Source organism: Caulobacter sp. P1_B12_2, assembly GCF_056406675.1.
In genome coordinates this window covers 1-24653 of sequence record NZ_JBFTZS010000012.1, presented here as the reverse complement: position 1 = coordinate 24653, position 24653 = coordinate 1, and the positions used below count along the sequence as shown (strand labels likewise).

Annotated in this window: 28 protein-coding genes; 11 read left to right on the top strand and 17 right to left on the bottom strand. The window is 69.1% G+C overall.

The genetic code is table 11. The annotated features are described in order from the left end of the window. A partial coding sequence (gene mdh / locus AC1DZ6_RS01525) for a malate dehydrogenase (RefSeq protein ID WP_477095432.1) occupies positions 1 to 813 on the bottom strand: 813 nt, incomplete at its 3' end. A 133-nt stretch (positions 814 to 946) separates the two neighbouring features. On the opposite strand from mdh, the gene AC1DZ6_RS01520 reads away from it, so the two are divergent. Beyond that, positions 947 to 2008 carry a MaoC family dehydratase gene (locus AC1DZ6_RS01520; protein WP_477095431.1) on the top strand — a complete coding sequence of 354 codons (1062 nt, stop codon included), beginning with the start codon at positions 947 to 949 and terminating at the stop codon, positions 2006 to 2008. After that, positions 2001 to 2435 (top strand): HIT domain-containing protein, encoded by a 435-nt coding sequence (locus AC1DZ6_RS01515; protein WP_477095430.1) that lies wholly within the window; start codon positions 2001 to 2003, stop codon positions 2433 to 2435. The genes AC1DZ6_RS01520 and AC1DZ6_RS01515 overlap by 8 nt, the downstream gene beginning before the upstream one ends. A gap of 119 nt (positions 2436 to 2554) precedes the next feature. On the opposite strand, the gene AC1DZ6_RS01510 is transcribed toward AC1DZ6_RS01515, so the two are convergent. Together AC1DZ6_RS01510 and AC1DZ6_RS01505 are read right to left on the bottom strand one after the other, a co-directional pair. After that, the gene (locus AC1DZ6_RS01510) at positions 2555 to 3607 is read right to left on the bottom strand and encodes a hypothetical protein (RefSeq protein ID WP_477095429.1); all 1053 of its coding nucleotides are present in this window, start codon (positions 3605 to 3607) and stop codon (positions 2555 to 2557) included. 12 nt (positions 3608 to 3619) lie between these two features. Further along, complete coding sequence (locus AC1DZ6_RS01505) at positions 3620 to 4498, bottom strand: HpcH/HpaI aldolase/citrate lyase family protein (protein ID WP_477095428.1); 879 nt, start codon at positions 4496 to 4498, stop codon at positions 3620 to 3622. A 141-nt stretch (positions 4499 to 4639) separates the two neighbouring features. On the opposite strand from AC1DZ6_RS01505, the gene AC1DZ6_RS01500 reads away from it, so the two are divergent. After that, on the top strand, positions 4640 to 5020 hold the full coding sequence (locus AC1DZ6_RS01500) for a DUF2237 family protein (protein ID WP_477095427.1): 381 nt from the start codon (positions 4640 to 4642) through the stop codon (positions 5018 to 5020). Between the two features lie 3 nt (positions 5021 to 5023). Here AC1DZ6_RS01500 and AC1DZ6_RS01495 read toward each other — a convergent pair whose 3' ends face one another. From AC1DZ6_RS01495 to AC1DZ6_RS01480, 4 genes are all read right to left on the bottom strand, one after another. Beyond that, positions 5024 to 6421: an FAD-containing oxidoreductase gene (locus AC1DZ6_RS01495; protein ID WP_477095426.1), complete on the bottom strand. Its 1398-nt coding sequence runs from the start codon at positions 6419 to 6421 to the stop codon at positions 5024 to 5026. 3 nt (positions 6422 to 6424) lie between these two features. After that, a complete protein-coding gene (locus tag AC1DZ6_RS01490) occupies positions 6425 to 6886 on the bottom strand; it encodes a DUF4126 family protein (RefSeq protein ID WP_477095425.1) in 462 nt (153 codons plus the stop codon). Positions 6887 to 6982: 96 nt separating this feature from the next. Next, positions 6983 to 7519: an RNA 2',3'-cyclic phosphodiesterase gene (gene thpR, locus AC1DZ6_RS01485; RefSeq protein ID WP_477095424.1), complete on the bottom strand. Its 537-nt coding sequence runs from the start codon at positions 7517 to 7519 to the stop codon at positions 6983 to 6985. Between the two features lie 48 nt (positions 7520 to 7567). Further along, positions 7568 to 8620, bottom strand: a complete 1053-nt coding sequence (locus AC1DZ6_RS01480) for an aldo/keto reductase (RefSeq protein WP_477095423.1) — start codon at positions 8618 to 8620, stop codon at positions 7568 to 7570. Positions 8621 to 8766: 146 nt separating this feature from the next. Between AC1DZ6_RS01480 and AC1DZ6_RS01475 the strand changes: the two genes are divergently transcribed. Then, a complete protein-coding gene (locus AC1DZ6_RS01475; RefSeq protein WP_477095422.1) occupies positions 8767 to 9519 on the top strand; it encodes a Bax inhibitor-1/YccA family protein in 753 nt (250 codons plus the stop codon). Between the two features lie 218 nt (positions 9520 to 9737). On the opposite strand, the gene AC1DZ6_RS01470 is transcribed toward AC1DZ6_RS01475, so the two are convergent. The 3 genes from AC1DZ6_RS01470 to acnA all read right to left on the bottom strand — a co-directional run bounded on the left by AC1DZ6_RS01470 (position 9738) and on the right by acnA (position 14380). Beyond that, positions 9738 to 10064, bottom strand: coding sequence for a DUF2794 domain-containing protein (locus AC1DZ6_RS01470; protein WP_477095421.1), 327 nt, complete (start codon positions 10062 to 10064; stop codon positions 9738 to 9740). Positions 10065 to 10784: 720 nt separating this feature from the next. Continuing rightward, a complete protein-coding gene (locus AC1DZ6_RS01465; protein WP_477095420.1) occupies positions 10785 to 11501 on the bottom strand; it encodes a DUF1223 domain-containing protein in 717 nt (238 codons plus the stop codon). Between the two features lie 191 nt (positions 11502 to 11692). Next, positions 11693 to 14380: an aconitate hydratase AcnA gene (acnA, locus tag AC1DZ6_RS01460; RefSeq protein WP_477095419.1), complete on the bottom strand. Its 2688-nt coding sequence runs from the start codon at positions 14378 to 14380 to the stop codon at positions 11693 to 11695. 193 nt (positions 14381 to 14573) lie between these two features. Between acnA and ccmA the strand changes: the two genes are divergently transcribed. Both ccmA and ccmB read left to right on the top strand, forming a co-directional pair. Beyond that, positions 14574 to 15188 (top strand): heme ABC exporter ATP-binding protein CcmA, encoded by a 615-nt coding sequence (gene ccmA / locus AC1DZ6_RS01455; protein ID WP_477095418.1) that lies wholly within the window; start codon positions 14574 to 14576, stop codon positions 15186 to 15188. Then, positions 15185 to 15850, top strand: a complete 666-nt coding sequence (gene ccmB, locus AC1DZ6_RS01450) for a heme exporter protein CcmB (RefSeq protein WP_477095417.1) — start codon at positions 15185 to 15187, stop codon at positions 15848 to 15850. Before ccmA ends, ccmB begins: the two co-directional genes overlap by 4 nt. Before the next feature lie 40 nt (positions 15851 to 15890). On the opposite strand, the gene AC1DZ6_RS01445 is transcribed toward ccmB, so the two are convergent. Both AC1DZ6_RS01445 and AC1DZ6_RS01440 read right to left on the bottom strand, forming a co-directional pair. Next, a complete protein-coding gene (locus AC1DZ6_RS01445) occupies positions 15891 to 16778 on the bottom strand; it encodes a DMT family transporter (RefSeq protein WP_477095416.1) in 888 nt (295 codons plus the stop codon). A gap of 40 nt (positions 16779 to 16818) precedes the next feature. Beyond that, positions 16819 to 17169 (bottom strand): DUF3147 family protein, encoded by a 351-nt coding sequence (locus AC1DZ6_RS01440; protein ID WP_477095415.1) that lies wholly within the window; start codon positions 17167 to 17169, stop codon positions 16819 to 16821. A gap of 163 nt (positions 17170 to 17332) precedes the next feature. Here AC1DZ6_RS01440 and AC1DZ6_RS01435 point away from each other — a divergent pair, with 163 nt between their 5' ends. The 5 genes from AC1DZ6_RS01435 to AC1DZ6_RS01415 all read left to right on the top strand — a co-directional run bounded on the left by AC1DZ6_RS01435 (position 17333) and on the right by AC1DZ6_RS01415 (position 19723). Next, on the top strand, positions 17333 to 17878 hold the full coding sequence (locus AC1DZ6_RS01435) for a Spy/CpxP family protein refolding chaperone (RefSeq protein ID WP_477095414.1): 546 nt from the start codon (positions 17333 to 17335) through the stop codon (positions 17876 to 17878). Between the two features lie 48 nt (positions 17879 to 17926). Next, a complete protein-coding gene (ccmC, locus tag AC1DZ6_RS01430) occupies positions 17927 to 18673 on the top strand; it encodes a heme ABC transporter permease CcmC (RefSeq protein WP_477095413.1) in 747 nt (248 codons plus the stop codon). 4 nt (positions 18674 to 18677) lie between these two features. After that, positions 18678 to 18845: a heme exporter protein CcmD gene (ccmD, locus tag AC1DZ6_RS01425; protein ID WP_477095412.1), complete on the top strand. Its 168-nt coding sequence runs from the start codon at positions 18678 to 18680 to the stop codon at positions 18843 to 18845. Beyond that, positions 18842 to 19354 (top strand): DsbE family thiol:disulfide interchange protein, encoded by a 513-nt coding sequence (locus tag AC1DZ6_RS01420; protein ID WP_477095411.1) that lies wholly within the window; start codon positions 18842 to 18844, stop codon positions 19352 to 19354. The genes ccmD and AC1DZ6_RS01420 overlap by 4 nt, the downstream gene beginning before the upstream one ends. An 81-nt stretch (positions 19355 to 19435) precedes the next feature. After that, positions 19436 to 19723 carry a hypothetical protein gene (locus AC1DZ6_RS01415; protein WP_477095410.1) on the top strand — a complete coding sequence of 96 codons (288 nt, stop codon included), beginning with the start codon at positions 19436 to 19438 and terminating at the stop codon, positions 19721 to 19723. A 7-nt stretch (positions 19724 to 19730) separates the two neighbouring features. Here AC1DZ6_RS01415 and AC1DZ6_RS01410 read toward each other — a convergent pair whose 3' ends face one another. From AC1DZ6_RS01410 to AC1DZ6_RS01390, 5 genes are all read right to left on the bottom strand, one after another. Then, the gene (locus AC1DZ6_RS01410) at positions 19731 to 21044 is read right to left on the bottom strand and encodes a bifunctional folylpolyglutamate synthase/dihydrofolate synthase (RefSeq protein WP_477095409.1); all 1314 of its coding nucleotides are present in this window, start codon (positions 21042 to 21044) and stop codon (positions 19731 to 19733) included. 9 nt (positions 21045 to 21053) lie between these two features. Continuing rightward, complete coding sequence (locus AC1DZ6_RS01405) at positions 21054 to 21980, bottom strand: acetyl-CoA carboxylase carboxyltransferase subunit beta (protein ID WP_477095408.1); 927 nt, start codon at positions 21978 to 21980, stop codon at positions 21054 to 21056. A gap of 11 nt (positions 21981 to 21991) precedes the next feature. After that, positions 21992 to 22819, bottom strand: coding sequence for a tryptophan synthase subunit alpha (gene trpA / locus AC1DZ6_RS01400; RefSeq protein ID WP_477095407.1), 828 nt, complete (start codon positions 22817 to 22819; stop codon positions 21992 to 21994). Positions 22820 to 22832: 13 nt separating this feature from the next. Next, complete coding sequence (trpB, locus tag AC1DZ6_RS01395) at positions 22833 to 24053, bottom strand: tryptophan synthase subunit beta (protein WP_477095406.1); 1221 nt, start codon at positions 24051 to 24053, stop codon at positions 22833 to 22835. Positions 24054 to 24069: 16 nt separating this feature from the next. Beyond that, positions 24070 to 24653, bottom strand: a 584-nt coding sequence (locus tag AC1DZ6_RS01390) for a phosphoribosylanthranilate isomerase (RefSeq protein ID WP_477095405.1), incomplete at its 5' end; no start/stop codon positions are given.

Below are 24653 nucleotides of genomic sequence, written 5' to 3'. Positions count from 1 at the left end.
GACATAGAGGCCGTCCAGGCCGTATTGGCCGGTCAGGAAGGTGGCGCACGGCAGGACGCGCTTCTTGTCCTTCAGGTAGCTGGTGGCCATGGCGATGGCCGATTCAGCGGGGGCGTAGAAGGCCGAGCCGGTCTTCAGCAGGGCGACGATCTCGCCGCCGCCGCCGCGGGTGCGCTTGAYGATGCCGTCCAGCTCTTCCTGCGACAGCCAGCCTTGCTTGACCAGTTCCGGCAGCGGCAGGCCGCCGACCGTCGAGTGACGGACCATCGGCACCATGTCGTCGCCGTGGCCGCCCAGGGTCCAGGCGTGGATGTCCTCGACCGACACGCCGGTCTTTTCGGCCAGGAAGAAGGCGAAGCGCGCCGAGTCCAGGACGCCGGCCATGCCGATGACCTTCTCCTTGGGCAGGCCCGAGAACTGCTGCAGGGCCCAGACCATCGCGTCGAGCGGGTTGGTGATGCAGATGACGAAGGCGTTGGGGGCGTGGGCCTTGATGCCTTCGCCGACGGCCTTCATGACCTTCAGGTTGATGCCCAGCAGGTCGTCGCGGCTCATGCCCGGCTTGCGCGGCACGCCGGCGGTCACGATGCAGACGTCGGCGCCGGCGATGTCGGCGTAGTCGTTGACGCCCTTAAGGCTGACGTCCTTGCCGAACACGGCCGAGGCTTCGGCGATGTCCAGGGCCTTGCCCTGGGGGGTGCCTTCGGCGATGTCGAACAGCAGGATGTCGCCCAGCTCTTCGCGCGCGGCGATGTGGGCCAGGGTGCCGCCGATCATGCCGGCGCCGATGAGGGCGATCTTCGCGCGAGCCATGGGGTCTCCGTCAAGGCTGTGGACGATGAATGTCGGGCGCGGTCTACGCCCGCAACGGCTTAGTCTCAAGCCCTCTTTCCCGTTTCGCTGCAGTGCGGCAAAACTGTCTGAACAACGATAAGAGGACGCAGGGATGAGCAAGACCGATCCGGGGAACTATTTCGAGGACTTCCGCCTGGGCCAGGTGATCGTCCACGCGACCCCGCGCACGATCACGGCGGGCGACGTGGCGCTGTACACGGCGCTGTACGGACCGCGCTTTTCGCTGTTCTCGTCCGACGTCTTCGCGCGCGACTGCGGGCTAGAGACCGCCCCCGTCGATCCGCTGGTCGCCTTCCACGTGGTGTTCGGCAAGACCGTGCCGGACATCAGCCTGAACGCCGTGGCCAATCTGGGCTACGCCGAGGGCCGGTTCCTGGCGCCGGTGCATCCGGGCGACACCCTGTCGGCGAAGTCCGAGGTGATCGGGCTGAAGGAGAACTCCAACGGCAAGACGGGCGTGGTCTATGTGCGCACCACCGGCGTGAACCAGCGCGGCGTGGCGGTGCTCAGCTATGTGCGCTGGGTGATGGTGCACAAGCGCGATCCCGCCGCGGTGGTCGAGGGGCAGTCGGTTCCCGCGCTGGCCGGCGCCGTGGCGGCCGCCGACCTCGTGCCGCCGCCGGGCCTGGATTTCAGAAAGTACGACTTCGCCCACGCCGGCGCGCCGCACGCCTTCGAGGACTACGAGATCGGCGAGAAGATCGACCATGTCGACGGCATGGTCGTCGAGGAGGCCGAGGCGCAGATGGCCACGCGGCTGTGGCAGAACACCGCCAAGGTCCACTTCAACCAGTTCGAACGCGCCAAGGACCCGTCGGGCCGGCGGCTGGTTTATGGCGGGGTGGTGATCTCGACCGCCAAGGCCCTGTCGTTCAACGGCCTGCAGAACGCCGGCCTGATCCTGGCGATCAATGGCGGCCGCCATGTCAGCCCCTATTTCGCCGGCGGCACGGTGTTCGCGTGGAGCGAAGTGCTCGACAAGGCGGACCTGTCTGACTTTGGGGGCCCAGGGATCGGCGCTCTGCGCCTGCGCCTGGTGGCGACCGTGGACCGGCCCTGCGCCGACTTCCCGGACAAGGACGAGGCGGGCGTCTATGCGCCCGGCGTCATCCTCGACCTCGACTATTGGGCGGCGATTCCGAAACATGGCTGAGTTCGTCCTCGATCCGGCCTTCGTGGCCACCTCCGCCGAGCTGGGCGAGCTGCCGCTGTGCCATGCCCGGCTGCAACTGGACGCCCGCTATCCGTGGGTGGTGCTGATCCCACGGGTCGGGGCGGCGCGGGAGCTGGAGGACCTGTCCGCCGCCGACCGCGTACGGCTGGTCGAGGAAACGGTGCTGGCCGGGTCGGCCGTTCGCGCCGTTGCCGAGGTGCTGGGCCTGGCGGTCGACAAGCTCAATGTCGGCGCCCTGGGCAATGTCACGCCGCAGCTGCACGTCCACGTCCTGGGCCGCCGGGTCGGCGATCCGGCCTGGCCGGGACCGGTGTGGGGGCATTCGGCGGGCGAGGCGTATGAGGCTGGGATGCTCGAGCGAGCGGTCGCGGCGGCGAGGGCGGTGCTGGGCATCCTTCCCCCTTGATGGGGGAAGGTGGCCGCGAAGCGGTCGGATGGGGGTGAACGCGCAGCGTTCTTAACGCGGCCAATTCAGCAATCACCCCCATCCCCGACCCTTCCCCCATCAAGGGGGAAGGGAGAAGGTCACCGCTTCTTCTTGCTCGAAGCCTTGCTCGAGCCCTTGGCCGAGCTCTTGCCCTTGGCTTTCGAGCCCTTGGACGCCACGGCCTTGCCCTTCGCGCTCTTCTTGCCCTTGGCCGTCGTCGCCTTGCCCTTGCCGCCCTTCTTGGCGGCGGCGGCGCACTTGGCCTTGGCGGCCTTCAGGGCCTTGCCGGTCTTGCCCTTGGTCGAGCAGGCCGGACCCTTGGCGGGCGCTTCGGCGACCACGCGCGGCGCGGCGCGGGGCGCGCCCCAGATCACCGGACCGCGGCCGACCGGAACATAGCCCGCCGGCAAGGTGGCCTGGGCCACGCGGCGGGCGGTGACCAGGGTCTCGACGCCGTTGTCGTTGAGCTTGCCGGCCCAGGATCCGTCGCCGCGCGGGGTCAGGTCCAGGGTCGCCAGCCGGCCGGGGCGCGGCGAGAACCGGGCGAGAAAGCCGCTGTAGGAGCGGTCGACGAAATCGATCAGGCCGGTGGAGCCCACCGTCCCGGGCCGGCGCACGTCGCGCCAAGCGCCTTCCAGCCCGTCATAGCCGCCGACCTTGTCGACCAGCTGCAGCGCATAGAGGGGCGCGCCGTCCGGTCCCGTGATCGACCAGCCGCCGTCCAGCGGCCCCTGCAGGCCCTGGGCCGCGAGGATCGAGCCCTTGACCCGCAGGTCGTAGGCCTCGGCCATCGGCACATAGGCGCCCTGGGGCACGGCGTGGCCCGGGATCTCGTCTTCCGGGGGTTCGGGGGCTGGGATCGGCAGGACGGTCGGCTTGTGCGGCGGCAGCGGCGCCTGGGCGGCGGGCTCTTCCTCGTCCGTGGTCTGGGGACCGCTTTGAGCGATCAGGTCGGCCAGGGGGTCGACGGCCTGGTCGGCCGAGACCGCCGCGTCCGGGGCCGGCGGGGCGGCCACGACGGGCGGGGCGTTCGGATCGACGGGCGCCGCCTGGGCCGGCGGGCTGGCGACCGGCGCGGTCGAGACCGGCGCCTCTTGAGCCAGAGCGGGTGCGGCGACGAAGGCCAGCAGGGAGATCAGGAGCGCGCGCATCGGGACGTCAGCCTAGGCGGCCGAGCGTTCGGCGATGGCGGCGGCCACCGCCACCAGCCGTTCGGCCTGAACCAGATGCAGCCGCTCGGCCATCTTGCCCTCGACCCGCAGGGCGCCCTTGCCGGCGTTTTCGGGGGCGGCGAAGGCGGCGATCACCGCGTGGCTCCAGGCGATCTCGCCTTCGGTCGGCGAGAAGGCGCGGTTGCAGATCTCCAGGTGCTTGGGATGGATCAGGGTCTTGCCGTCGAAGCCGAAGTCGACGGCCTGGCCGCAGACCGCCTCCAGGGCGTCCAGGTCCYCGATGTCGTTGTGCACCCCGTCCAGGATGGTCAGGCCGTGGGCCCGGGCGGCGGCGACCGACAGCGACAGGATCGGCAGGAAGGCTTCGCGGCCCGGGGTCTGGCGGGCCCGCATCTCCTTGGCCAGGTCGTTGACCCCCATCACCCAGCCGCTCAGGCGGGTGGTGCGCGAGGCCGCGGCGATCTCCCACAGGTGGAAGGCGGCCTTGCCGGTCTCGATCATGGTCCACAGCTTGGTGTGGACCGGGGCGGCGTGCAGGGCGGCCTGGTAGGCGTAGACGTCGGCCGCGTCGTTGACTTTCGGGACCAGCACCGCGTCCGGGCCCGCCTCGGCGGCGGCCTTCAGGTCGGCCTCGCCCCAGGGGGTGTCCAGGCCGTTGGTGCGGATGACGATCTCGCGCGGGCCAAAGCCCCCGGCCTTGACCGCCGCCACGGCGGCGTCGCGGGCGGCTTCCTTCATGTCCGGGGCGACGGCGTCCTCGAGGTCCAGGATGATCACGTCGGCGTCCAAAGTGCGCGCCTTGTCCACCGCCTTGGCGTTGGAGGCGGGCATGTAGAGGGCGCTGCGGCGCGGCCGGGCGATGTCGGACATGAGGCTCCCGCTGGAATTCTTGGTCTTGTTCTTCCTCTTAAGCATCTGGGGCGCGACATCGGAAGCCATCACACGCCGCGAACACTGGAACGGTGTCGAGATTCGCCCGCCACGGATGGAAAACCGGGTTAAGCTCGCGGCATGACCACGCGCTACGACGACACCGCCAAGAACGTCCTGGGCCAGGAGCTGCAGCCCTGCTCGCTGAACCCGGTGACCGGCTTCTACCGCAACGGCTGTTGCGAGACGGGGCCGCACGACCTGGGACTGCACACGGTCTGCGCGGTGATGACCGTGGAATTCCTGGCCTTCTCGGCGGCCACCGGCAACGACCTGACGACCCCGCGCCCGGAATACGCCTTCCGCGGCCTGCTGCCTGGCGACCGCTGGTGCCTGTGCGCCGGCCGCTGGAAGGAAGCCCTCGACGCCGGCGTCGCCCCGCCCGTGGTGCTGGAGGCCAGCCACGAGGAGATGCTGGCGGTGGTCCCGCTGGGCGTTCTGAAGGACCACGCGGTCGCGTGACGGCTAGGCGAGCGGCTTCAGCTCGCCCAGCATCGTCGGGATCAGCTCCGACACCGTCGGGTGGATGTGCACCGCGCGCTGGATCGTGGTGTAGGGCGCCTTGGCGTACATGAGGTCAATCATGCCGTGGATCGCCTCGTCGCCGTTCAGGCCGAGGATCGCCGCGCCGAGGATCTGCTTGGTCTCGGCGTCGACCACCACCTTCATGAAGCCTTGCGTCTCGCCCTTCTCGGTCGCCCGGCCGACGCGGGTCATCGGGCGCTTGCCGACCAGCAGCGGGCGGCCGGTGGCGCGGGCCTCGGCCTCGGTCATGCCGACGCGGCCCAGGGGCGGGTCGATGAACAGGCCGTAGCAGGTGATGCGGTCGCTGACCTTGCGTGGATCGTTGTCCAGCAGGTTGGCGGCGATGATCTCGAAGTCGTTGTAGGCGGTGTGGGTGAAGGCGCCCTTGCCGTTGCAGTCGCCCATGGCCCAGACGCCGGGATTGCTGGTCTTCAGCTGGTCGTCGACGACCACGTAGCCGCGTTTGTCGAGGTCGATTCCGGCCTTGTCCAAGCCGAGGTCGTCGGTGTTGGGCTTGCGGCCGATGGCCAGCAGGGTGTGCGAACCCGTCACCTGCGGCGCGCCGTCCTCGCAGGTGACGTGGACGCAGACGCCCTCATCGCAGGGCGCGAACGAGATGCACTCGGACTTGAGACGAACGGCAATCCCCTCGGCCTCCAGGATCTCGCGGACGGCGTCGGAGATCTCCGGATCCTCGCGGCCGATCAGGCGCGGACCCATCTCGACGACCGTGACCTCGGCCCCGAAGCGCCGGTACATCTGGGCGAACTCCAGGCCGATATAGCTGCCGCCGACGATCACCAGATGCCGGGGCAGCGCCTCGACCTCCATCATGCCGACATTGGTCAGGTAGGTGATGTCGTTCAGCCCCGGCATGTCCGGGGCGTTGGCGCGGCCGCCGACGTTGAGGAAGATCTTCGGGGCGGTCAGCAGGTCGTCGCCGACCCGCACGGTGTCGGCGCTCTCGAAACGGGCGTGGCCGCGAAAGACCGTGCAGCCTTTCATGCCGTCCAGCCACTTTTCCAGGTTGCCCCGGGCGTTGAGGGTGACGGTCCGGGCGCGGTCGTGGACGCGCTTCATGTCCACCCCGACCTCGCCGCCGAGCGTGACGCCATATTCCGCCGATCGCCGGGCCAGATGGGCGGCGTAGGCGCTGGCCACCAAGGTCTTGGTCGGCATGCAGCCGGTGTTGACGCAGGTGCCGCCGAAGTCCTTGCGCTCGACCAGGGCGACGGTCCAGCCGGCGTCGGTCAGCCGTCCGGCCAGGGACGGACCGGCCTGGCCGGCCCCGATGACGATGGCGTCGAAGCTTCGCTTTTCGGGATTGGGGGCGGCCATGGTTCAGAGCGCCGAGACGATCAGGGCCGCGCCGGCCACGGCGACGACGTCCTCCAGCAGGCCGGCCGGCAGGTCCTTGCCGAACGCCTTGGCCAGGCGGCCGCGCACGTCCGCCCCGCCCAGGGTGCCGATCACCGCGCCGATGGCCCCGGCGATCGCGCCGCCGATCCAGGCATTGGCGGTCAGGCCGGTGGCCGCGCCGCAGAAGGCGCCGCTCAGGATCCGGGTCCCGAACTGCACCGGGACCTTGCGGCTGGGGGTCTTGGGCAGTTGGTCGCCGACCAGCTCCAGCACGGCCAGGGCGGTGAAGGTCCAGGTCGCGATATTGCCGCCCAGCCAGGCCAACGGCGTGCCGGCCAGCGGGATCAGGCCCAGATGCGCGCCCCAGGCGACGGCGGCCGGGGCGGTCATGGCGCGCAGGCCGGCGACCACGCCGATCAGCAGGGCGAACAGATAGAGGGACATGCGGATCTCCGGACCGTTGAGCGCTGCCGTGATCTGGCGCGAGCCGGGATCAAACCGCAAGGGCGAACGCCGTTCTTGGACGTTTCCGCTCCAGCCTCAGCCCAGCGGATACTCCGCCTCCAGCCGATAGGCCGAGCCCTCGCTGGTGCGCCAGCTGGAATAGAGGCCGAAGCGGTCGACCCGGAACGGCGGCGAGTGCAGCAGGTTGTTGGCCTGTATCCAGGCGGCGACCTCGGGCACGGCGGGCCGCTTCAGATAGGCCAGGGTGACGTGCGGGGTGTAGAGCCGGGTCTCCGGCTTCAGCTCGGCCCGGCGGGCGGCGCTCTCGTTGGCCTTGGCCAGACGGCGCAGGTCGCGGTTCTCGGCGACCCCGGCCCAGACGGCGTGGATCTCGACCCCCTCGCCGAAATGGCCGACGCCCTGCAGTTCCAGATCGAAGGCCGGAGCCTCGATCGCGCGCAGTTCTTCGTCCAGGTCGGCGGCGGTGGTCTCCTGCACRTCGCCGATGAACTTCAGGGTGATGTGGAAGGCCTCGCGCGGCCGCCAGCGCGCGCCCTCGATCCCGTGCTGGCGGGGCAGAAGGTGGTCACCGACTGCGGCGGGAAGGGCGACGGCGGTGAACAGACGGATCATGAAGAGACTTTTAGCCGATCCTCCCTCGGTGGGGGAGGGCTCGCGCTCTTACGGACAGGGGTTCGGCCGCAGCGCGTGCAACGCATTGACCGCCTTCTCCATCTCCTCGGTCCAGGTCAGGTCGAAGGCGGCGATGTTGGTCTTCAGCTGGTCCATCGAGGTGGCGCCGATGATGGTGGCGGTGACGAACTGACGGGTGTCGCAGAACTTCAGGGCCAGCGTGGCCGGATCGACGCCGAAATGGGCGGCCAGATCCACATAGCCGCGGATCGCCTCCTCGGCGCCGGGACCCTCGTAGCGCTGCATGCGATTGTAGAGCGCCTTGCGCGAGCCCTCGGGCAGCTTGCCGTCCAGGTACTTGCCGGTCAGGGCGCCCTGGGCCAGCGGCGAATAGGCCAGCAGGCCCACCTGCTCGCGCATGGCGATCTCGGCCAGGCCGTATTCGAACGTGCGGTTGGCCAGGTGGTAGGCGTTCTGGATCGAGGCGATGCGCGGCAGGCCCCTGCTCTCGGCTTCGGCCAGGAAGCGCATCACGCCCCACGGAAACTCGTTGGAGACGCCGATCGAACGGATCGTGCCCTTCTTCACGTGGGCGTCCAGCGCCAGGAGAATGTCGCCGAACGCCTCGAAGTCCTGCTCGTAGTCCTTGAAGGTCTGGCCGCCGAACACCCGCACCGGCCGGTCGGGCCAGTGCAGCTGGTAGAGATCCAGATAGTCGGTCTCCAGGCGCTTGAGCGACTGCTCGACCGCGTAGTCGATCTGGGCCTTGGTCTGGCGCGTGGAGCCGCCATCGGGCCGCATCCAGGAGAGGCCGCCGAACGCCGCGCCCCGGCCGGCCACCTTCGAGGCCAGGACGATCTCCTGGCGCTTGCCGGTCTTCTTCAGCCACGAGCCGATATGGCGCTCGGTGTTGCCTTGGGTCTCGGGACTGGGCGGGCTGGAATACATCTCGGCGGTGTCCCAGAAGGTCACGCCCTGGCTCAGGGCGTAGTCCATCTGTTCGTGGGCCTCCGCCTCGCTGTTCTGCGAGCCCCAGGTCATGGTGCCCAGGCAGCAGCGCGAGACCTGGATGCCGGTCCGACCAAGTTCGACGTAGTCCATGTCACGCCTTTCGAGGAAACTGTTACGTCTGTTTAAGGACGCCGGCCCGCCACGCAAAGCGCAACATCTTGCATGATCCTCGCGGGACCCCGATATTCGGGAAGCGTCCGACACGGACGCGATCTTTTTCGAAGGGCTTTAACCCGATGAACGACCTCAACCGCGGCTACGCGCGCTCGATCCCCGCGGATCGCGCCGACATGTCGGTTGACGCCGGCCTGCGTAGTTTCATGCTCGGCGTCTACAACAAGGTGGCGCTGGGTCTCTTGCTGTCCGCCGCCCTGGCGTTCCTGACCACCGCCTACGCGCCGGTGGCCAACGCGCTCTATGTCCTGACGCCGGACGGCCGCCTGGCCGGGTTCACGGTGCTGGGCATGGTGGTGCGTTTCGCGCCGCTGGCCATGATCCTGGTGTCGATCTTCGCCATGCGTAACCCCACGGCCCGCTCTTCCGGCGCGCTGTACTGGGCGCTGGTGGCCTCGATCGGCGCGGGCCTGGGCCTGTGGCTGCTGGTCTATCAAATCCAGTCGGTGTTCACGACGTTCCTGATCACCTCGATCGCCTTCGGCGGCCTGAGCCTGTTCGGCTACACCACCAAGAAGGACCTGACCGGTTTCGGCAGCTTCCTGATCATGGGCCTGATCGGCCTGGTGCTGTCGTCGCTGGCCCAGATGTTCCTGCATCTGCCGGGCCTGAGCTTCGTCATCAGCATCCTGGGCGTGCTCATCTTCGCGGGCCTGATCGCCTACGACACCCAGAAGCTGAAGATGGCCTACTACGAAATGGGCGGCGACCAGAACTCGATGGCGGTGGCCACCAACTACGGCGCGCTGAACCTCTATCTGAACTTCATCAACCTGTTCCAATTCCTGCTCAGCATCTTCGGCTCGCGCCGCTAGATCCTGGTTGAAGATTGAAGGGCCCCGGCGGGAAATCGCCGGGGCCTTTTTGTTGCGTCGAACGGGGGACGCCCCCTCCGTCACGATGCTGCGCATCGCGCCACCTCCCCCGCCCTGCGGGTGAGGAGAGGGCGGCTCAGCTTCCTCCTCACCCGTGAAACGGGGGAGGTGGCATGGCGCGGATACGCGACATGACGGAGGGGGCGTCCCTCAGCGCGCTAGTCCACCACCCTGAACCGGCCCTTGTCGAACATCCGCAGCACCTGGGCTAGGTCGTGGCCGCGCTTGAGGGTCAGGCCGCCCTGGCCGATCACCGCCCATTCGCCCTGCTTGCGGGCCAGGGCCGGGCGTTTTTCGATGCGGTAGAGCGGGGCCTCGGCGGCGTGGCGGAAGATCGAGAACACCGCGTGGTCGCTCTGTCCGGCCATGCCGTAGTCGCGCCACTCGCCGGCGGCGACCATCCGGCCATACAGCCGCATGAGCTGGTCGATCTCGCGACGCTCAAAGAAAACGACAGCGGCGACGGGGCGGGAATCCAGGGCCATCGGACGAATCCTAAACCCAAAGCAGGCCCCATGGCGAGCGGTGGAAATCGTCCCTCGAATGCCGGTGAACCAAGCGTTGCCGTGGCGCTACAGAGTCTTCTGATAATTTCCCGGCTGTCTCACGCCGCCACGGAATGACCTTAATTCAGACTTTCGACCGCCTACTTGCCCCACCAATTTGACGGTGTCGGCTGATCGGACATCCTGCGGTTCAGGATCCTGAACAGCCCCCCCAGCCCCCTTGATCGTGGGCCGGTCGGCCGACAGAGACCCTCTAGAACATTGCTCGAGACCCCCGCGTGGCGCCCCTCTCCACGCGGGGTTTTCGTATGTGCGTGACGACGGGCCTCGGACACAGGTTCGACACGAACGGTCCCGAAACGACCTTGATCGCGCCCTTCGAGCGCCGGGTTGTCTCGCCATAAATTCAGTGTCGGCTGATCGGACGCTTCGGGTCCGGACCCTGATTGCCCCCAGCCCTCCCGATCCGGAGCGCCGGTCGGCCGACGGACTAGACATTCCCCTCCCCTAAGAGGCCCGCGCGGCAGCCCCTCCCCGCGCGGGCTTTTCTTTGTGGTTTTCGCAGAATGGGCTGTCATCCCGGACAAGGCCCGGAGGGCCGCCGATCCGGAAGCCCCGAGCCCCGGCGTCGGTCCCGGATCTTCGCGCTGCGCGCTCGTCCGGGATGACAACCTGTTTTGATAAGCTAGAGGCCGAAGCCTACTTCTCGGCCGCTTCCAGCAGCACGCCGATCACCCGGCCGCCCTTGGCGCCCTGGACGATGATCACCGTCCTCAGGTCGTCGTCCTTRGAGACCGGCAGGCGGTACAGCTTGGCCCGGCCGTTCCAGGGGCCCAGGCGGACCAGTTCGCGCACGACGTTGCGGTGGACCAGGGTCTGGCCGCGATTGTCGCCGCGCTTGATGGCGATGTCCTGCTCGCGCGGGTCATAGCGCACCAGCCATACCTCGCCGCCGCCGCGCGGCGCCGGGCCCGAGCCGACCGCGACGCGGCCGCCGGAACCGAGGAATTCCATGTCCGGCGGATTGGACGGAGCCTTGGCGGCGTCCTTGACCAGGGTCTCGACCGCCTCGGCCTTGGCGCCGGAAGCTTGCTGCCGGCCCGCGACCACGACCTGCGGGGTCGGCACGTCGCGCAGCGAGAACTTGGTGGCGTAGGCGCGCTGGCGGGCCGCGAAGGCCGGCTTGGCGAAGGTGTCGGTCCAGCCGAGATAGTCCCAGTAATCGACCGAATAGGTCAGGGCCAGCACGCCCTTGTCGTCCGCCATGTCGGCGATGACCTGATTGGCCTTCCCGCACGAGGAGCAACCCTGAGCCGTGAAAAGCTCGACGACCACCGGCGGTTTCGCGGCGAACGCGGGCGCGGCTGAAAAACCCGCGAGGGTCGTGAGAACGAGGGAGAGCAGGGCCTGACGCATGTGCGGCGCACTTAAGCCAAGATCGCGGGCGATGGCCGTTCACGAGGCCGTGAAGGGCGGTCTTCTCGCGTAAAAGAAGACATTTCCTCGCCAAAAACTCTGAGCCGCACCCGAAGAAAAAGCCGGACCCCCTTCTGGGGGCCCGGCTCAATCTCTTCGACGCGCCGTGGAGCGCGCGAGGCGTCCAGCGCTTAGTCGGCCTTGGCCAGGTTGCGCAGCACGTAGTTCAGCACGCCGCCGTTCTTGAAGTATTCAAGCTCGGTCGGGGTGTCGATGCGGCAGCGGACCGGGAAGCGGGCGATGCGGCCGTCGGTCGGGCGGTAGAGCTCGACGATCAGCTGCTTGCGCGGCGACAGGTCCTGCAGGCCGCGGATCGAGACGATCTCTTCGCCCGTCAGTTCCAGCTTCTGCCAGCCTTCCTGGACGAACTGCAGGGGCAGAACGCCCATGCCGACCAGGTTGCTGCGGTGGATGCGCTCGAAGCTTTCGCAGATCACCGCGCGGACGCCCAGGAGCTTGGTGCCCTTGGCGGCCCAGTCACGCGACGAGCCGGTGCCGTATTCCTTGCCGCCGAACACCACGGCCGGACGGCCCTCGGCCTGGTACTTCATGGCCGCGTCGTAGATCGACATCACTTCGCCGGTCGGGAAGTGCTTGGTCACGCCGCCTTCGATGTCCGGGGTGATCTTGTTGCGGATGCGGATGTTGGCGAACGTGCCGCGCATCATCACCTGGTGGTTGCCGCGACGGGCGCCGTAGCCGTTGAAGTCCAGCGGATCGACGCCGTGGTCGATCAGGTACTGGCCAGCGGGGCTGGTCTTCTTGATCGAGCCGGCCGGGCTGATGTGGTCGGTGGTGATCGAGTCGCCGAACACGGCCAGGACGCGGGCTTCCACGATGTCGGTGACCGGGGTCGGGGTCATCGAGATGTTGGGGAAGTAGGGCGGGTTCTGCACGTAGGTGCTGTCACCTTCCCAGGCGTAGGTCTGGCCGCCGGTGATCTTGATCCCCTGCCAGTTCTTGTCGCCCTTGAAGACGTCGCCGTAGCGGCTGGCGAACATCTTTTCCGTGACCGACTTGCGCTGCAGGGTCGCGATGTCCTCGTTCGAAGGCCAGATGTCCTTCAGGAAGACGTCGTTGCCCTTCTTGTCCTGGCCCAGCGGCTGGGTGGTCAGGTCGATCTTCATCGAACCGGCCAAGGCGTAGGCCACCACCAGCGGCGGCGAGGCCAGGTAGTTGGCGCGGACGTCCGGGTTCACGCGACCTTCGAAGTTGCGGTTGCCCGACAGCACCGAGCAGGCCACCAGGTCGGCGTCGTTGACGGCCTTGCTGATGTTCTCGGGCAGAGGGCCCGAGTTGCCGATGCAGGTGGTGCAGCCATAACCCACGAGGTTAAAGCCGAGAGCATCGAGGTGCTTGGTCAGGCCGGCCTTCAGCAGATAGTCGGTGACCACCTGCGAGCCGGGGGCCAGCGAGGTCTTCACCCACGGCTTGACCTTCAGGCCCTTGGCCACCGCGTTCTTGGCCAGCAGGCCGGCGGCGATCAGGACCGAGGGGTTGGACGTGTTGGTGCAGCTGGTGATGGCCGCGATGACCACGTCGCCGTGGCCGACGTCGAAGTTCTCGCCTTCGACCGGCACGCGGGCGTTGGGGGCTTCGGCCTTGCCGAACTCACCGGCCAGGCTCTCGGCGAACTTGGCGGCGGACTCGGTCAGCAGCACGCGGTCTTGCGGACGCTTGGGGCCGGCCAGCGACGGCAGCACCGACGACAGGTCCAGTTCCAGGCTGTCGGTGAAGGTCGGCTCGGGCGTGCCCGGCTCCCACCACAGACCCTGTTCCTTGGCGTAGGCTTCGACCAGGGCGACGCGGGCGGCGTCGCGGCCGGTGCCCTTGAGGTAGGCCACGGTCGAGGCGCTGATCGGGAAGAAGCCGCAGGTGGCGCCGTATTCCGGAGCCATGTTGGCGATGGTCGCCTGGTCTTCCAGGGTCAGGTTGGCCAGGGCGTCGCCGTAGAATTCGACGAACTTGCCGACCACGCCCTTCTTGCGCAGCATCTGGGTGACGGTCAGCACCAGGTCGGTGGCGGTCGCGCCTTCCGGCATGGCGCCGGTCAGCTTGAAGCCGATGACTTCCGGGATCAGCATCGGGATCGGCTGGCCCAGCATGGCGGCCTCGGCCTCGATGCCGCCCACGCCCCAGCCCAGGACAGACAGGCCGTTGACCATGGTGGTGTGGCTGTCGGTGCCGACGACGGTGTCGGGATAGGCGACTTCATCGCCATCGACGGCCGCGGTCCAGACCGTCTGGGCCAGATATTCCAGGTTCACCTGGTGACAGATGCCGGTGCCGGGGGGCACGACGCGGAAGTTGTTGAAGGCCGACGAACCCCAGCGCAGGAAGCGGTAGCGCTCGATGTTGCGCTCATATTCCTTGGCGACGTTCTCGTCATAGGCCTTGGGCGAACCGAAGTTGTCGACCATCACCGAGTGGTCGATGACCAGGTCGACGGGGTTCAGCGGGTTGATCTTGGCCGGGTCGGCGCCCAGGGCGACCATGGCGTCGCGCATGGCGGCCAGGTCGACGACGGCCGGAACGCCGGTGAAGTCCTGCATCAGGACGCGGGCCGGGCGGAAGCTGATTTCGTGCTCGACGCTGCCCTTGTTGTCCAGCCAGTTGGCCACGGCCTTCAGGTCGGCTTCGTTGACCGACACGCCGTCTTCGTAGCGCAGCAGGTTCTCGAGCAGCACCTTCATGGAGACCGGCAGCTTGCCGGCGCCGTTCAGACCCGCTTCCTCAGCGGCGCGAAGGCTGTAATAGACGTAGGTCTTGCCGCCGACGACGAGTTCGCGGCGGGTTTTGAGGCTGTCTAAAGACGCCATTTCGAAGGATCCCTTCTCTGTCCACGGCCGCCGGAAAACCTCTCCAGGGATCGCGCGATCGAGGCGGACCCACAGCGTCCATCCTCGCGCCGCGTACGCCCCATCCAATGCGGAGGGTGACGGCCGAGGGCTTCTTAGCGGTCGTCGTGGACAACGTCCATGCACAGGCCAGGGTCTTGAGGGTTTCGGGCCTATGTTGAGAACTATTCGCATCAAGGATTTAAGTCTTGTTCGCGGCGAACGGCGGCTGTTTTCGGGCCTAAACTTGGAGGTTTGCGCCGGACAGGCCGTGGCGCTCACGGGGCGCAACGGCGCGGGCAAGACCAGCCTTCTGCGGGCGGTGGCGGGACTGCTGCGGCCGTCAGAGGGCGGCATCGGCTTCGACGGCGAGGCCGGTCCTCTGGAGGCCGAGGTCGCGCGGTCCGACGCCCTGCACCTGGTCGGCCATCACGACGGCCTGAAGTCGACGCGCTCGGCCTGGGAAGAACTGCTGTTCCAGACCCGCTGGACAGGCGGATCCGAAGCCTCGGCCCGGGCGGCGGCGACCCGGCTGGACCTGGACCGCCTGCTCGACCTGGAGGTCCGCCGCCTGTCGGCCGGCCAGCGTCGGCGCGTGGCCCTGGCGCGGCTGCTGGCCAGCCCCCGGTCGCTGTGGCTGCTGGACGAACCCATGGCCCCGCTGGACGCCGGTCATCGCGAGGGCTTCGGCGCCCTGATGGCCGAGCACCTGGCCGGCGGCGGCATGGTGCTGGCGGCGGTGCACGATCCCCTGCCCGTCCCTTGCCGGGTCGTGGAGGTGGGCGGATGAAGGCCTTCCTCGTCCTCCTGCGCCGTGAGCTGGCCCTGGCCTGGGGCAAGGGCGGCGGACCGCTGCTGGCCCTGGCCTTCTATGCCTGCGTCGTCACCCTGCTGCCGTTGGCGGCCGGCCGCGCCCCCGAGCGGCTGGCGTCGCTGGCCCCCGGCATCGCCTGGCTGGCCCTGGCGCTGGCGGCGCTGCTGTCGCTGGAGCGGCTGTTCGAGCGCGACTTCGAGGACGGGGCGCTGGACCTGCTGGCCCTGGGTCCCGCCCCCCTGGAAGCCGTGGCCGTGGCCAAGTGCCTGGCCCACTGGCTGGCCGCTGGCGCGCCCCTGGCCCTGGCCGCCCCGATCGCCGCCCTGGCCCTGGGCGCCTCGCCGCACATCATCCCGTTGCTGATCCCCTGCGCCCTGGCCGGGGGGCTGGCCTTCTCGTTCCTGGGCGGACTGGGCGCCAGCCTGGCGTTGGGGTCGAAGCGCGGCGGGCTGCTGGTCGCGGTGATCGTCCTGCCGCTCTACGTGCCGCCGGTGATCTTTGGGGCGGGGGCCTTGGACGCTTTGGCTGGAGGTTTGCCGTGGACGGGCGGCCTGTTCCTGCTGCTGGCTTATTCGGCCGCGGCCGTGGCTCTGAGCCCGATCGCCATGGCGGCGGCGTGCCGGAATGCGCTGGATTAGGGGGCGCTGACCGAAACCCTCCCTCAAAGAGAGAGGGGTTTTAGATCGGCCCGGCGCTGGCGCAGACCGGGGCGGGGCGCTTCTCGCCCAACACGACGATGAAGCTGCCGGCGATGATCAGCAGACCGCCGACGCCCAGGGCGAAGCTCAGGTGGTCGCCAAACAGCATGACCCCGATACAGGCCCCCATCAGCGGCTCGATATTGATGAACACGCCGGCGCTGGCCGCGTCGACCCGGGCCGAGCCGAACTGCCAGGCGGCCGTGGCCACCAGCGTCGCCAGCACGCCCTGGCCGACGATGGCCGCCCAGACCGGCGGGCTGAGATCCAGCTTGGGCGGACCGTGCATGAAGAGGGCGATCGGCAGGACGGTGAAGGCGGCGATGATCACCGTCACCGCCGGAATGGCCATCGGGGTCGGCGAAGGCGGCGCGCGGCGCAGGGTGAGCAGCCAGGCCAGGAAGATGAAGAGCGAGCCCAGCGACAGGGCCACGCCCAGCGGCGAGCCCGCCCCGTCGGGCTTGCCGGCGATCAGGGCCGCGCCCAACGTGGCGGCGGCGACGCCCAGCCACGAGGCCCGGCTGACCTTCTCGCCCAGCAGCTTGGCGCTGACGGCGATCAGGGCCGGCATGGCCCCGACCAGCAGGGCCGCCAGGGTGACGCTGACATGGGCCAGGCCCTCGAACTGCACCATGAAGGCGATGCCGTAGAACGCGCCGGCCGCCAGGATCACCGGCGAGCGAAACAGCGCCCGGGTTTCGGCCCGGGCGAAGGCGAAGGGCGCGGCCGCGATCGCCGCCGTCGCGAACCGCAGCAGCACCATGTGGGCCGCATCCGTCTCGGTCAGCACGAACTTGCCGAGCGGGAAGCCCAGGCCCCAACATAGTCCCGACAGGGTGAGCGCGAGAAAGGCGACGCGTTTTTCCATGGGGGCCTCTTGCCGGAGTTCGGGACACGGCGCCAGGCGGCTAGAGCTTCAGCCCGACCCTTGGCCCCACGACGGTCATCATCAGATAGAGCCCGATCGTCACGCCACAACCTGTCAGCAGCGCGGGCCAGAAGCCGACGCCTCGCCGCAGCAGGGCCGGCACGATCAGGAACATCGGCAGGGACGGCAGGACGTACCAGAAGGTGGCCTCGACGTGGGTCGCCATCCGCCGCACGTCATGCGTGTCGCGCCACAGCCACAGCATGCCCAGGATCGAGATCAGCGGCAGCGAAGCGACCAGGGCGCCGAAGCCCGGCTGGCGCTTGGCGATCTCGGACACCAGGGCGATGATCACGCCGGAAATCGCGGCCTTGGCCAGCAGATAGAGCATTCGGGGGACTCCTCGGAGCGTCGGGCGCGAAAATATGTCGCGTCGTCAAAGCGTTATGGGCGACCTGTCCGTCAGTCCTGCAACATTCGTCGGGGATTCTGACATTCCAGCGTTACACGGGGAATCGAGGTTGGGCTCAAGGGACTTTTACCGGAGCAACTCCATGCGCTTTCAACCGAGCCGCCTGGCCATGATGGCCGCGGCCGCGATCACGCTTTCCACCACGACGGTCGCCGTCGCCCAGGACGGCCCGCCGCCTGGCCCGCCGCCGATGGCGGATCACGGTCAGGGTGGCCACGATGGTCCGTCGATGATGCGCCATCATCGTCGTCCCGATCCCGAAGCCCGCGCCCAGCACCTGCGCGACGTRCTGCAGCTGCGCCCCGAGCAGGACGGCGCCCTGAAGGCCTATCTGGCGTCGACCGGACCCGGCGAGTGGCGCAAGGACGGGTTCAAGCGCGACGGCGCCGACGCCCCGCGCAAACTGACCACGCCGGAGCGCCTGGACCGCGAGACCGAACACCTGACCCGCGCCAAGGCCCGCATCGACGCCACCCGGACCTTCTACGCCGCCCTGTCGCCCAGCCAGAAGAAGGCCTTCGACGTCCTGGGTCCCCGGGGCGGCGACCACGGCCCGAGGCGCCGGGCCGAATTCCACCACTTCAAGGGCGGTCCGGGCGGCATGCCGGCCAGGCCAAAAGCCGACTAGGCAACCTCCACGATTGCGGGCGCCCTTCAGGTCTTCTAAGGCTCGGAAATGGGCGCCCGCGATCAACACCATCCCCTGGACTTCCTGACGAACCCCGAGCGGTTCATGGCCTTTTCGCGCTGGGCCGCGCCGATGTTCGGCGTGATCGCCGTGGTGCTGGCCGCGGCCGGCCTGGTCCTGACCTTCGCCGCGCCGGAGGACTACCAGCAGGGCGACACCGTGCGGATGATGTTCATCCACGTGCCGGCCGCCATCATCAGCATGTTCGTCTATCTCTGCCTGGGGATCGCCAGCCTGCTGGCCCTGATCTTCCGCCACGCCCTGGCCGACGCCGCCGCCGTGGCCTGCGCGCCGCTGGGCGCGGTGTTCACCGTGCTGGCCCTGGCCACCGGCTCGCTGTGGGGCAAGCCGATGTGGGGAACCTGGTGGGTGTGGGACGCCCGGCTGACCTCGGTGCTGGTGCTGCTGCTGTTCTATCTGGGCTATCTGGCCCTGCGCTCGGCCCTCGAGGACGAGCAGAAGGCCGCCCGCGCCGCCGCCATCCTGGCCCTGGTGGGCCTGATCAACCTGCCGATCATCAAGTTCTCGGTCGAATGGTGGAACAGCCTCCACCAAGGCAGCTCCACCCTGTTCGCCAAGCCGGGCGACGCCCTGCCGGCGGTCTATGCCTGGCCGATGCTGATCATGACCCTGGCCTATCTGTCGGCGTTCGGATCGCTGTGGCTGGTGCGGATCCGGGCCCTGGTCTGGCGGCGCAAGGCCCGGGCCCTGGCCCTGCAGCAGGCGGAGGGCTGAGCCGATGCACTTCGATTTCGACGCCGGCAAGTACGCCATCTATGTCTGGCCGGCCTTCGCCCTTTCGGCCGCCGCCTTCGTCTGGATGATCGCCGACAGCCTGGCCTCGGCCCGCCGCTGGCGGCGCGAGGCCGAGCGGCTGCAGGCCTTGCGCGAGGCCCGCAAGCCGTGAGGCGCTGGATCGGCTTCGCGCCGCTGGCCGTCCTGCTCGGCCTGGTCGTGCTGTTCGCCGGCTATGCGCTGAAGCACGACCCGCACGTCCAGCCGCACGCCCTGGTCGGCAAGCCGGTTCCGGCCGTGACCCTGCCCGACCTCGACACCGGCGCCCTGGTCGCGGTGCGCGACACCCCGTCCGGCCCGCGGCTGATCAACTTCTACGCCTCCTGGTGCGCCCCTTGCCGGGTCGAGGCGCCGCAGCTGATGGCGCTCAAGGCCCAGGGCGTCGCCGTGGTCGGCGTCGCCTACAAGGACGAGCCGGCCCGCACCCAGGCGTTCCTGGCCGAACTGGGCGACCCGTTCGCCGTCAAGCTGGCGGACCGCAACGGCCGGGCAGGCATCGAGTTCGGCGTCACCGGCGTGCCCGAGACCTTCCTGGTCGGCGCCGACGGCGTGATCCTGGCCAAGCACAGCGGCCCCCTGACCGACGCCGACGTCCAAGACATGCTGGGCAAGCTTCACTGAAAATCGTCTCTGAACCGCGACCATTAACCGCGCGTTGACCATGCTCGCCGACTTTGCATTAACCATGATAGAGTCGCGTTCATGAGCACGATCCGCCCCACCGGCTTGCCGGCCGTTCCGCAGAGACCCGCGTCTACGCAGGGCTCGCAAGGGGGCGTGGGTGCGGCTGGCGGCTCGCGCGCGGCGGCGTTCTTCCAGGCGGCCGTGGCCGAGGCGGCGCCGACGCGCCCCACGATCCCGCCGATCGCCGTCCAACTGCAGACCCAGGCCCAGCCGCAGCGCCAGCCGCCGCCTCGCCCGTTCGTCCAGCCGGAGCAGCAGCCGCAGAAGATCCTGCGCCCGGGCTCGCTGCTGAACATTCTGGTCTAGACCGGCCCTAGGTCGGCCAGGTCTCCGGGCTCATCGCCAACACTTCGCCCGCCAGGTAGAGCGAGCCGCAGATCAGCACGTGCGGGGTCGGTTCGATGGCCAACGCCTTGTCCAACGCCGCTTCGAGACTATCGCAGGCCTGGGCCCGCAGGCCGGCCAGCTCGGCGGCCGCCGCCGTCTGAGCGGCGCTGGCGGCGGCGGCGCCCTCGAACGTCACCGCGAACAGCTTGGCCTTCAGCGGCGCGAACGGCGCGAAGAATCCCGCGGCGTCCTTGTTGGCCAGCAGGCCCGAGATCAGGGCCACGGGCCGCCCGTCGCGGGCCGCCAGCTCGCCCAGGGCCCGGGCCACGGCCTGACCCGCGTGAGGATTGTGGCCGCCGTCCAACCACAGGTCGGCCCCGCCCGCCTTGGCGCGCTGCGCCAGCGGTCCGGCGGTCAGCCGCTGGAATCTCGCCGGCCAGGTCGTGGCCGCGATCCCCTTGGCCATGGCGGCCTCGTCGATGCGCGGATCGTTCAGGGTCAGCAGGGCCGCCACCGCCAGGCCGGCGTTGGCGAACTGGTGCTCGCCCGGCAGGGCCGGGGCCGGCAGGTCCAGCAGGCGGTCCTGAAGTTGCACCAGCAGCCGCCCGCGCTCGTTCCAGGCGTCGAAGTCGCGTCCCGCCATCGTCAGAGGCGCCTCGAACAGATCGGCCTCGCGCTCGACGACCCGTTCGGCCTCCTCCTGCTGGCGGGCGCTGACCACCGGCGTGTTGGGCTTGATGATCCCGGCTTTTTCCTGGGCGATGGCCGCCAGGGTGTCGCCCAGGAACTCGCGGTGGTCGATGTCGATCGGGGCGATGACGCTGACCACCGGCATGACCACGTTGGTGGCGTCCAGGATCCCGCCCAGCCCCACCTCGACCAGGCACAGGTCGGCCGGGACCTCGGAAAAGGCCTGGAACGCCGCGGCGGTGGTGATTTCGAAGAAGGTGATCGGCAGGCCGGCGTTGGCGGTCTCGACGCGGTCCAGCACCCGGGCCAGGTGTTCGTCGGTGATCAGGGTCCCGGCCAGGCGGATGCGCTCGGCGAACCGCACCAGGTGGGGCGAGGTGAAGACGTGGACCTTCAGCCCGGCCGCCTCGGCCATGGCCCGCAGATAGGCGACGGTCGAGCCCTTGCCGTTGGTGCCGGCCACGTGGATCACCGGCGGCAGGCGTTTCTGGGGTTCGCCCAGCGCCGTGCACAGCCGCTGCATGCGGTCCAGCGACAGGTCGATCAGCTTGGGATGCAGGGCCTGCAGCCGCGCCAGCGCGGCGTCATGGGCGCGGAGATGGTCGGTCATTCGGGCGGTTTAAGCCGCCTTGAGGCCGCGTCCCATCATCAGCGTGCCCAGGATCGAGCCCAGTACGGCGGGCAGCTCCTTGCGCGGGGTGACGCGGTCGACCATGCCCTTCTCGACCAGGTATTCCGAGCGCTGGAAGCCCGGCGGCAGGGTCTCGCGGATGGTCTGCTCGATCACCCGGGGACCGGCGAAGCCGATCAGGGCGCCCGGCTCGGCCAGGTGGACGTCGCCCAGCATGGCGTAGGAGGCGGTGACGCCGCCGGTGGTCGGGTCGGTGAGGACCACGACGTAGGGCAGGCCGGCGTCCTTCATCGCGTTGATGGCCAGGGTGGTGCGGGCCATCTGCATCAGGGACAGGGCCCCTTCCTGCATCCGCGCGCCGCCGGCGGCGGTGAAGGCGATCAGCGGAACCTGGCGCAGAATCGCGGCCTCGGCGGCGGCGATGAAGCCTTCACCGGCGGCCATGCCCAGCGAACCGCCCATGAAGGCGAAGTCCTGGACCAGCACCACGGCGTCGGCGCCGCCGACCTTGCCATAGGCGATGGCCATGGCGTCCTGCTCGCCGGTCGCCTTGCGGGCGGCGGCCAGGCGGTCCTTGTAGGACTTGCCGTCCGAGAACTTCAGCGGATCCTCGAACACCGCCGGAGTCGGCAGGACCTCGTAAGCGGCCTCGTCGAAGGTGAACTTGAAGCGCGCCTCGGGGCCGATGCGCATATGGCGTCCGGCCGGGGTGACCCACAGGGCCGCCTCCAGGTCGGAGCGGTAGATCATTTCGCCCGTGTCGGGGCACTTGACCCAGAGGTTCTCCGGCGTCTCGCGCTTGGCGAACGCGCCGCGCACGCCGGGCGCGATCCGCGACAGCCAGCCGCCGCGGCGCTCGGCCGGAGCCTTGGTCTTGTCGCCCTTCTTGGGCCCCTGGGGTTCAGCCATCGCCATAGCCTTCAGCCTCACGCCAATTCGAGTCGCGCCGACCGCACAGCCTTAGCCAGCTCCGACGCCTTGAGAAGAACCTTCTCGGTCACGTTTTCGTTCATCTTGGCCGCGGACTCGATTTCGTCCACCAGGGCCGAGCCGACCACGGCCGCGTCGGCGACGCGGGCCACGGCGGCGGCCTGGGCCGGGGTGCGGATGCCGAAACCGACGGCCACCGGCAGGCCCGAGGCGTTCCGCAGCCGGGTCACGGCGAGGGCCACATTGGCCGGGTCGGCCGACTTGACGCCCGTCACGCCGGCCACCGAGACGTAATAAACGAAGCCCGAGGTGCGGCGGATCACGGCCGGCAGGCGCTTGTCGTCGGTGGTCGGCGCGGCCAGGCGGATCAGGGCGATCCCTTCGGCCTCCAGGGCGTCCGACAGCGGGTCGGCCTCTTCGGGCGGGCAATCGACGATGATCAGGCCGTCGACGCCGGCCTTCGCGGCGGCGGCGGCGAAGGCCGGAAAGCCGCGATTGAGCACCGGGTTCAGGTAGCCCATCAGGATGATCGGGGTGTCGGCGTCGCCCTCGCGGAAGGCGGCGACCAGGTCCAGCGTGCCTTGCAGGGTCATGCCCGAGGCCAGGCCGCGCTGGGCGGCGCGCTGGATGGTCGGGCCCTCGGCCATCGGGTCCGAGAACGGGAAGCCCAGCTCGATCAGGTCGGCGCCGGCCTCCGGCAGGCCCTTGAGCACGCTCAGCGTGGTGGCGGCGTCGGGATCCCCGGCCATCACATAGGTCACGAAGCCCGCGCGGTTTTCGGCCTTCAGGGCCGCGAAACGGCGGTCGATACGGTCCTTGGTCACTTGCAAATAGCCCCTAGATCGTCCGGCCGAGCGCGGCGGCGACCGTGAAGATGTCCTTGTCGCCGCGACCGCACAGATTCATCACCACGATCTTGTCCTTGCCCAGCTCCTTGGCGATGTCGCCGACCCGGGCCAGGGCGTGGGCCGGCTCCAGGGCCGGGATGATGCCTTCGAGGGTCGAGCACAGCTGGAAGGCCGCCAGGGCCTCGTCGTCGGTGGTCGAGACATATTCGGCTCGGCCGATCTCGTGCAGGAACGAGTGCTCCGGCCCGATGCCCGGATAGTCCAGGCCCGCCGAGATGGAGTGAGCGTCGATGATCTGGCCGTCGTCGTCCTGCAGCAGATAGGTGCGGTTGCCGTGCAGCACGCCCGGACGGCCTCCGGTCAGCGAGGCGGCGTGCTTGTCGGTGGAGACGCCGTGGCCGGCCGCCTCGACGCCGATCAGCCGCACGCCCTCGTCGGCCAGGAACGGGTGGAACAGGCCGATGGCGTTGGAGCCGCCGCCGATGCAGGCCACGACGGCGTCGGGCAGACGGCCTTCCATCTCGAGGATCTGGGCCCGCGCCTCGATGCCGATCACGCTCTGGAAGTCGCGGACCATCACCGGATAGGGGTGCGGGCCGGCGGCCGTGCCGATCAGATAATACGTGTCCTCGACATTGGTCACCCAGTCGCGCATCGCCTCGTTCATGGCGTCCTTGAGGGTGCCGGTGCCCGAGGTCACCGGGCGCACTTCGGCGCCCAGCAGGTTCATGCGGAAGACGTTGGGCTTTTGCCGCTCGACGTCGGTGGCGCCCATGTAGACGACGCAGGGCAGGCCGAAGCGGGCGCAGACGGTGGCGGTGGCCACCCCGTGCTGGCCGGCGCCGGTCTCGGCGATGATCCGGGTCTTGCCCATGCGCATGGCCAGCAGGATCTGGCCCAGGGCGTTGTTGATCTTGTGCGAGCCGGTGTGGTTCAGCTCGTCGCGCTTGAAATAGATCTTGGCCCCGCCGAAGTGCTCGGTCAGGCGCTCGGCGAAATAGAGCGGGCTGGGGCGGCCGGCGTAATGGGTGTTGTAGCCGGTCAGCTCGGCCTGGAAGGCGGGGTCGGCCTTGGCGGCGGCGTAGGCCTCGCCCAGTTCCAGCACCAGCGGCATCAGGGTCTCGGCCACGTAGCGGCCGCCGAAGTCGCCGAAGCGGCCGTTGGCGTCGGGATAGGCCGAGTAATCGTTGGGCTTGCTGGGAGCGTTCACGGGCTCTTCCACTAAGTCAGGCGCGTTTGACGGCGTCCAGGAACGCCGTGATCAGAGCCGGGTCCTTTAGGCCGGGACCCCGCTCGACGCCAGAGGAAACGTCCACCAAGGGGGCGCCGGAGGCCCGAACCGCCTCGGCCACGTTCCACGGATCCAGCCCCCCGGCCAGGAAATGCGGGCGAGAAAATCGTCGGCCGTCCAGCAGGCTCCAGTCGAACCTTGCGCCGGTGCCGCCGGGCAGGGCCGATCCTTCCACGGGGCGGGCGTCGAACATCAGGTGCCGAGCGACGCCGTCGAAGGCGGCGGCCTGGTCGACGTCGGACGACGAGGAGACCGAGAAGGCCTTGATCACCCCGGCCCCGCTGCGCTGGGCGATCTCGCGGACCCGCGACGGGGTCTCCTTGCCGTGCACCTGGATCAGGTCGGGCCGCAGGGTGGCCATCAGCCGGTCGACCAGGGCGTCGTCGGGATCGACGGTGACGGCCACGGTCTGGACGGGGCCGCCGCGAAGCGGCGCGGCCAGGCGGGCGGCGGCGTCCGGATCGAGATTGCGCGGGCTCTTGGCGAAGAACACGAAACCGACGAAGGCCGCGCCCCCGG

What these genes read in the sequence shown, in the direction of transcription:
- acnA (WP_477095419.1), bottom strand. Translation starts at nt 14,380, where the DNA reads ATGGCGTCTTTAGACAGCCTCAAAACCCGCCGCGAACTCGTCGTCGGC.
- AC1DZ6_RS01490 (WP_477095425.1), bottom strand. Translation starts at nt 6,886, where the DNA reads ATGTCCCTCTATCTGTTCGCCCTGCTGATCGGCGTGGTCGCCGGCCTG.
- AC1DZ6_RS01520 (WP_477095431.1), top strand. Translation starts at nt 947, where the DNA reads ATGAGCAAGACCGATCCGGGGAACTATTTCGAGGACTTCCGCCTGGGC.
- AC1DZ6_RS01495 (WP_477095426.1), bottom strand. Translation starts at nt 6,421, where the DNA reads ATGGCCGCCCCCAATCCCGAAAAGCGAAGCTTCGACGCCATCGTCATC.
- ccmD (WP_477095412.1), top strand. Translation starts at nt 18,678, where the DNA reads ATGCACTTCGATTTCGACGCCGGCAAGTACGCCATCTATGTCTGGCCG.
- AC1DZ6_RS01515 (WP_477095430.1), top strand. Translation starts at nt 2,001, where the DNA reads ATGGCTGAGTTCGTCCTCGATCCGGCCTTCGTGGCCACCTCCGCCGAG.
- AC1DZ6_RS01445 (WP_477095416.1), bottom strand. Translation starts at nt 16,778, where the DNA reads ATGGAAAAACGCGTCGCCTTTCTCGCGCTCACCCTGTCGGGACTATGT.
- AC1DZ6_RS01410 (WP_477095409.1), bottom strand. Translation starts at nt 21,044, where the DNA reads ATGACCGACCATCTCCGCGCCCATGACGCCGCGCTGGCGCGGCTGCAG.
- AC1DZ6_RS01405 (WP_477095408.1), bottom strand. Translation starts at nt 21,980, where the DNA reads ATGGCGATGGCTGAACCCCAGGGGCCCAAGAAGGGCGACAAGACCAAG.
- AC1DZ6_RS01415 (WP_477095410.1), top strand. Translation starts at nt 19,436, where the DNA reads ATGAGCACGATCCGCCCCACCGGCTTGCCGGCCGTTCCGCAGAGACCC.
- AC1DZ6_RS01440 (WP_477095415.1), bottom strand. Translation starts at nt 17,169, where the DNA reads ATGCTCTATCTGCTGGCCAAGGCCGCGATTTCCGGCGTGATCATCGCC.
- AC1DZ6_RS01470 (WP_477095421.1), bottom strand. Translation starts at nt 10,064, where the DNA reads ATGGCCCTGGATTCCCGCCCCGTCGCCGCTGTCGTTTTCTTTGAGCGT.
- ccmB (WP_477095417.1), top strand. Translation starts at nt 15,185, where the DNA reads ATGAAGGCCTTCCTCGTCCTCCTGCGCCGTGAGCTGGCCCTGGCCTGG.
- AC1DZ6_RS01500 (WP_477095427.1), top strand. Translation starts at nt 4,640, where the DNA reads ATGACCACGCGCTACGACGACACCGCCAAGAACGTCCTGGGCCAGGAG.
- ccmA (WP_477095418.1), top strand. Translation starts at nt 14,574, where the DNA reads ATGTTGAGAACTATTCGCATCAAGGATTTAAGTCTTGTTCGCGGCGAA.
- ccmC (WP_477095413.1), top strand. Translation starts at nt 17,927, where the DNA reads ATGGGCGCCCGCGATCAACACCATCCCCTGGACTTCCTGACGAACCCC.
- AC1DZ6_RS01510 (WP_477095429.1), bottom strand. Translation starts at nt 3,607, where the DNA reads ATGCGCGCGCTCCTGATCTCCCTGCTGGCCTTCGTCGCCGCACCCGCT.
- AC1DZ6_RS01480 (WP_477095423.1), bottom strand. Translation starts at nt 8,620, where the DNA reads ATGGACTACGTCGAACTTGGTCGGACCGGCATCCAGGTCTCGCGCTGC.
- AC1DZ6_RS01475 (WP_477095422.1), top strand. Translation starts at nt 8,767, where the DNA reads ATGAACGACCTCAACCGCGGCTACGCGCGCTCGATCCCCGCGGATCGC.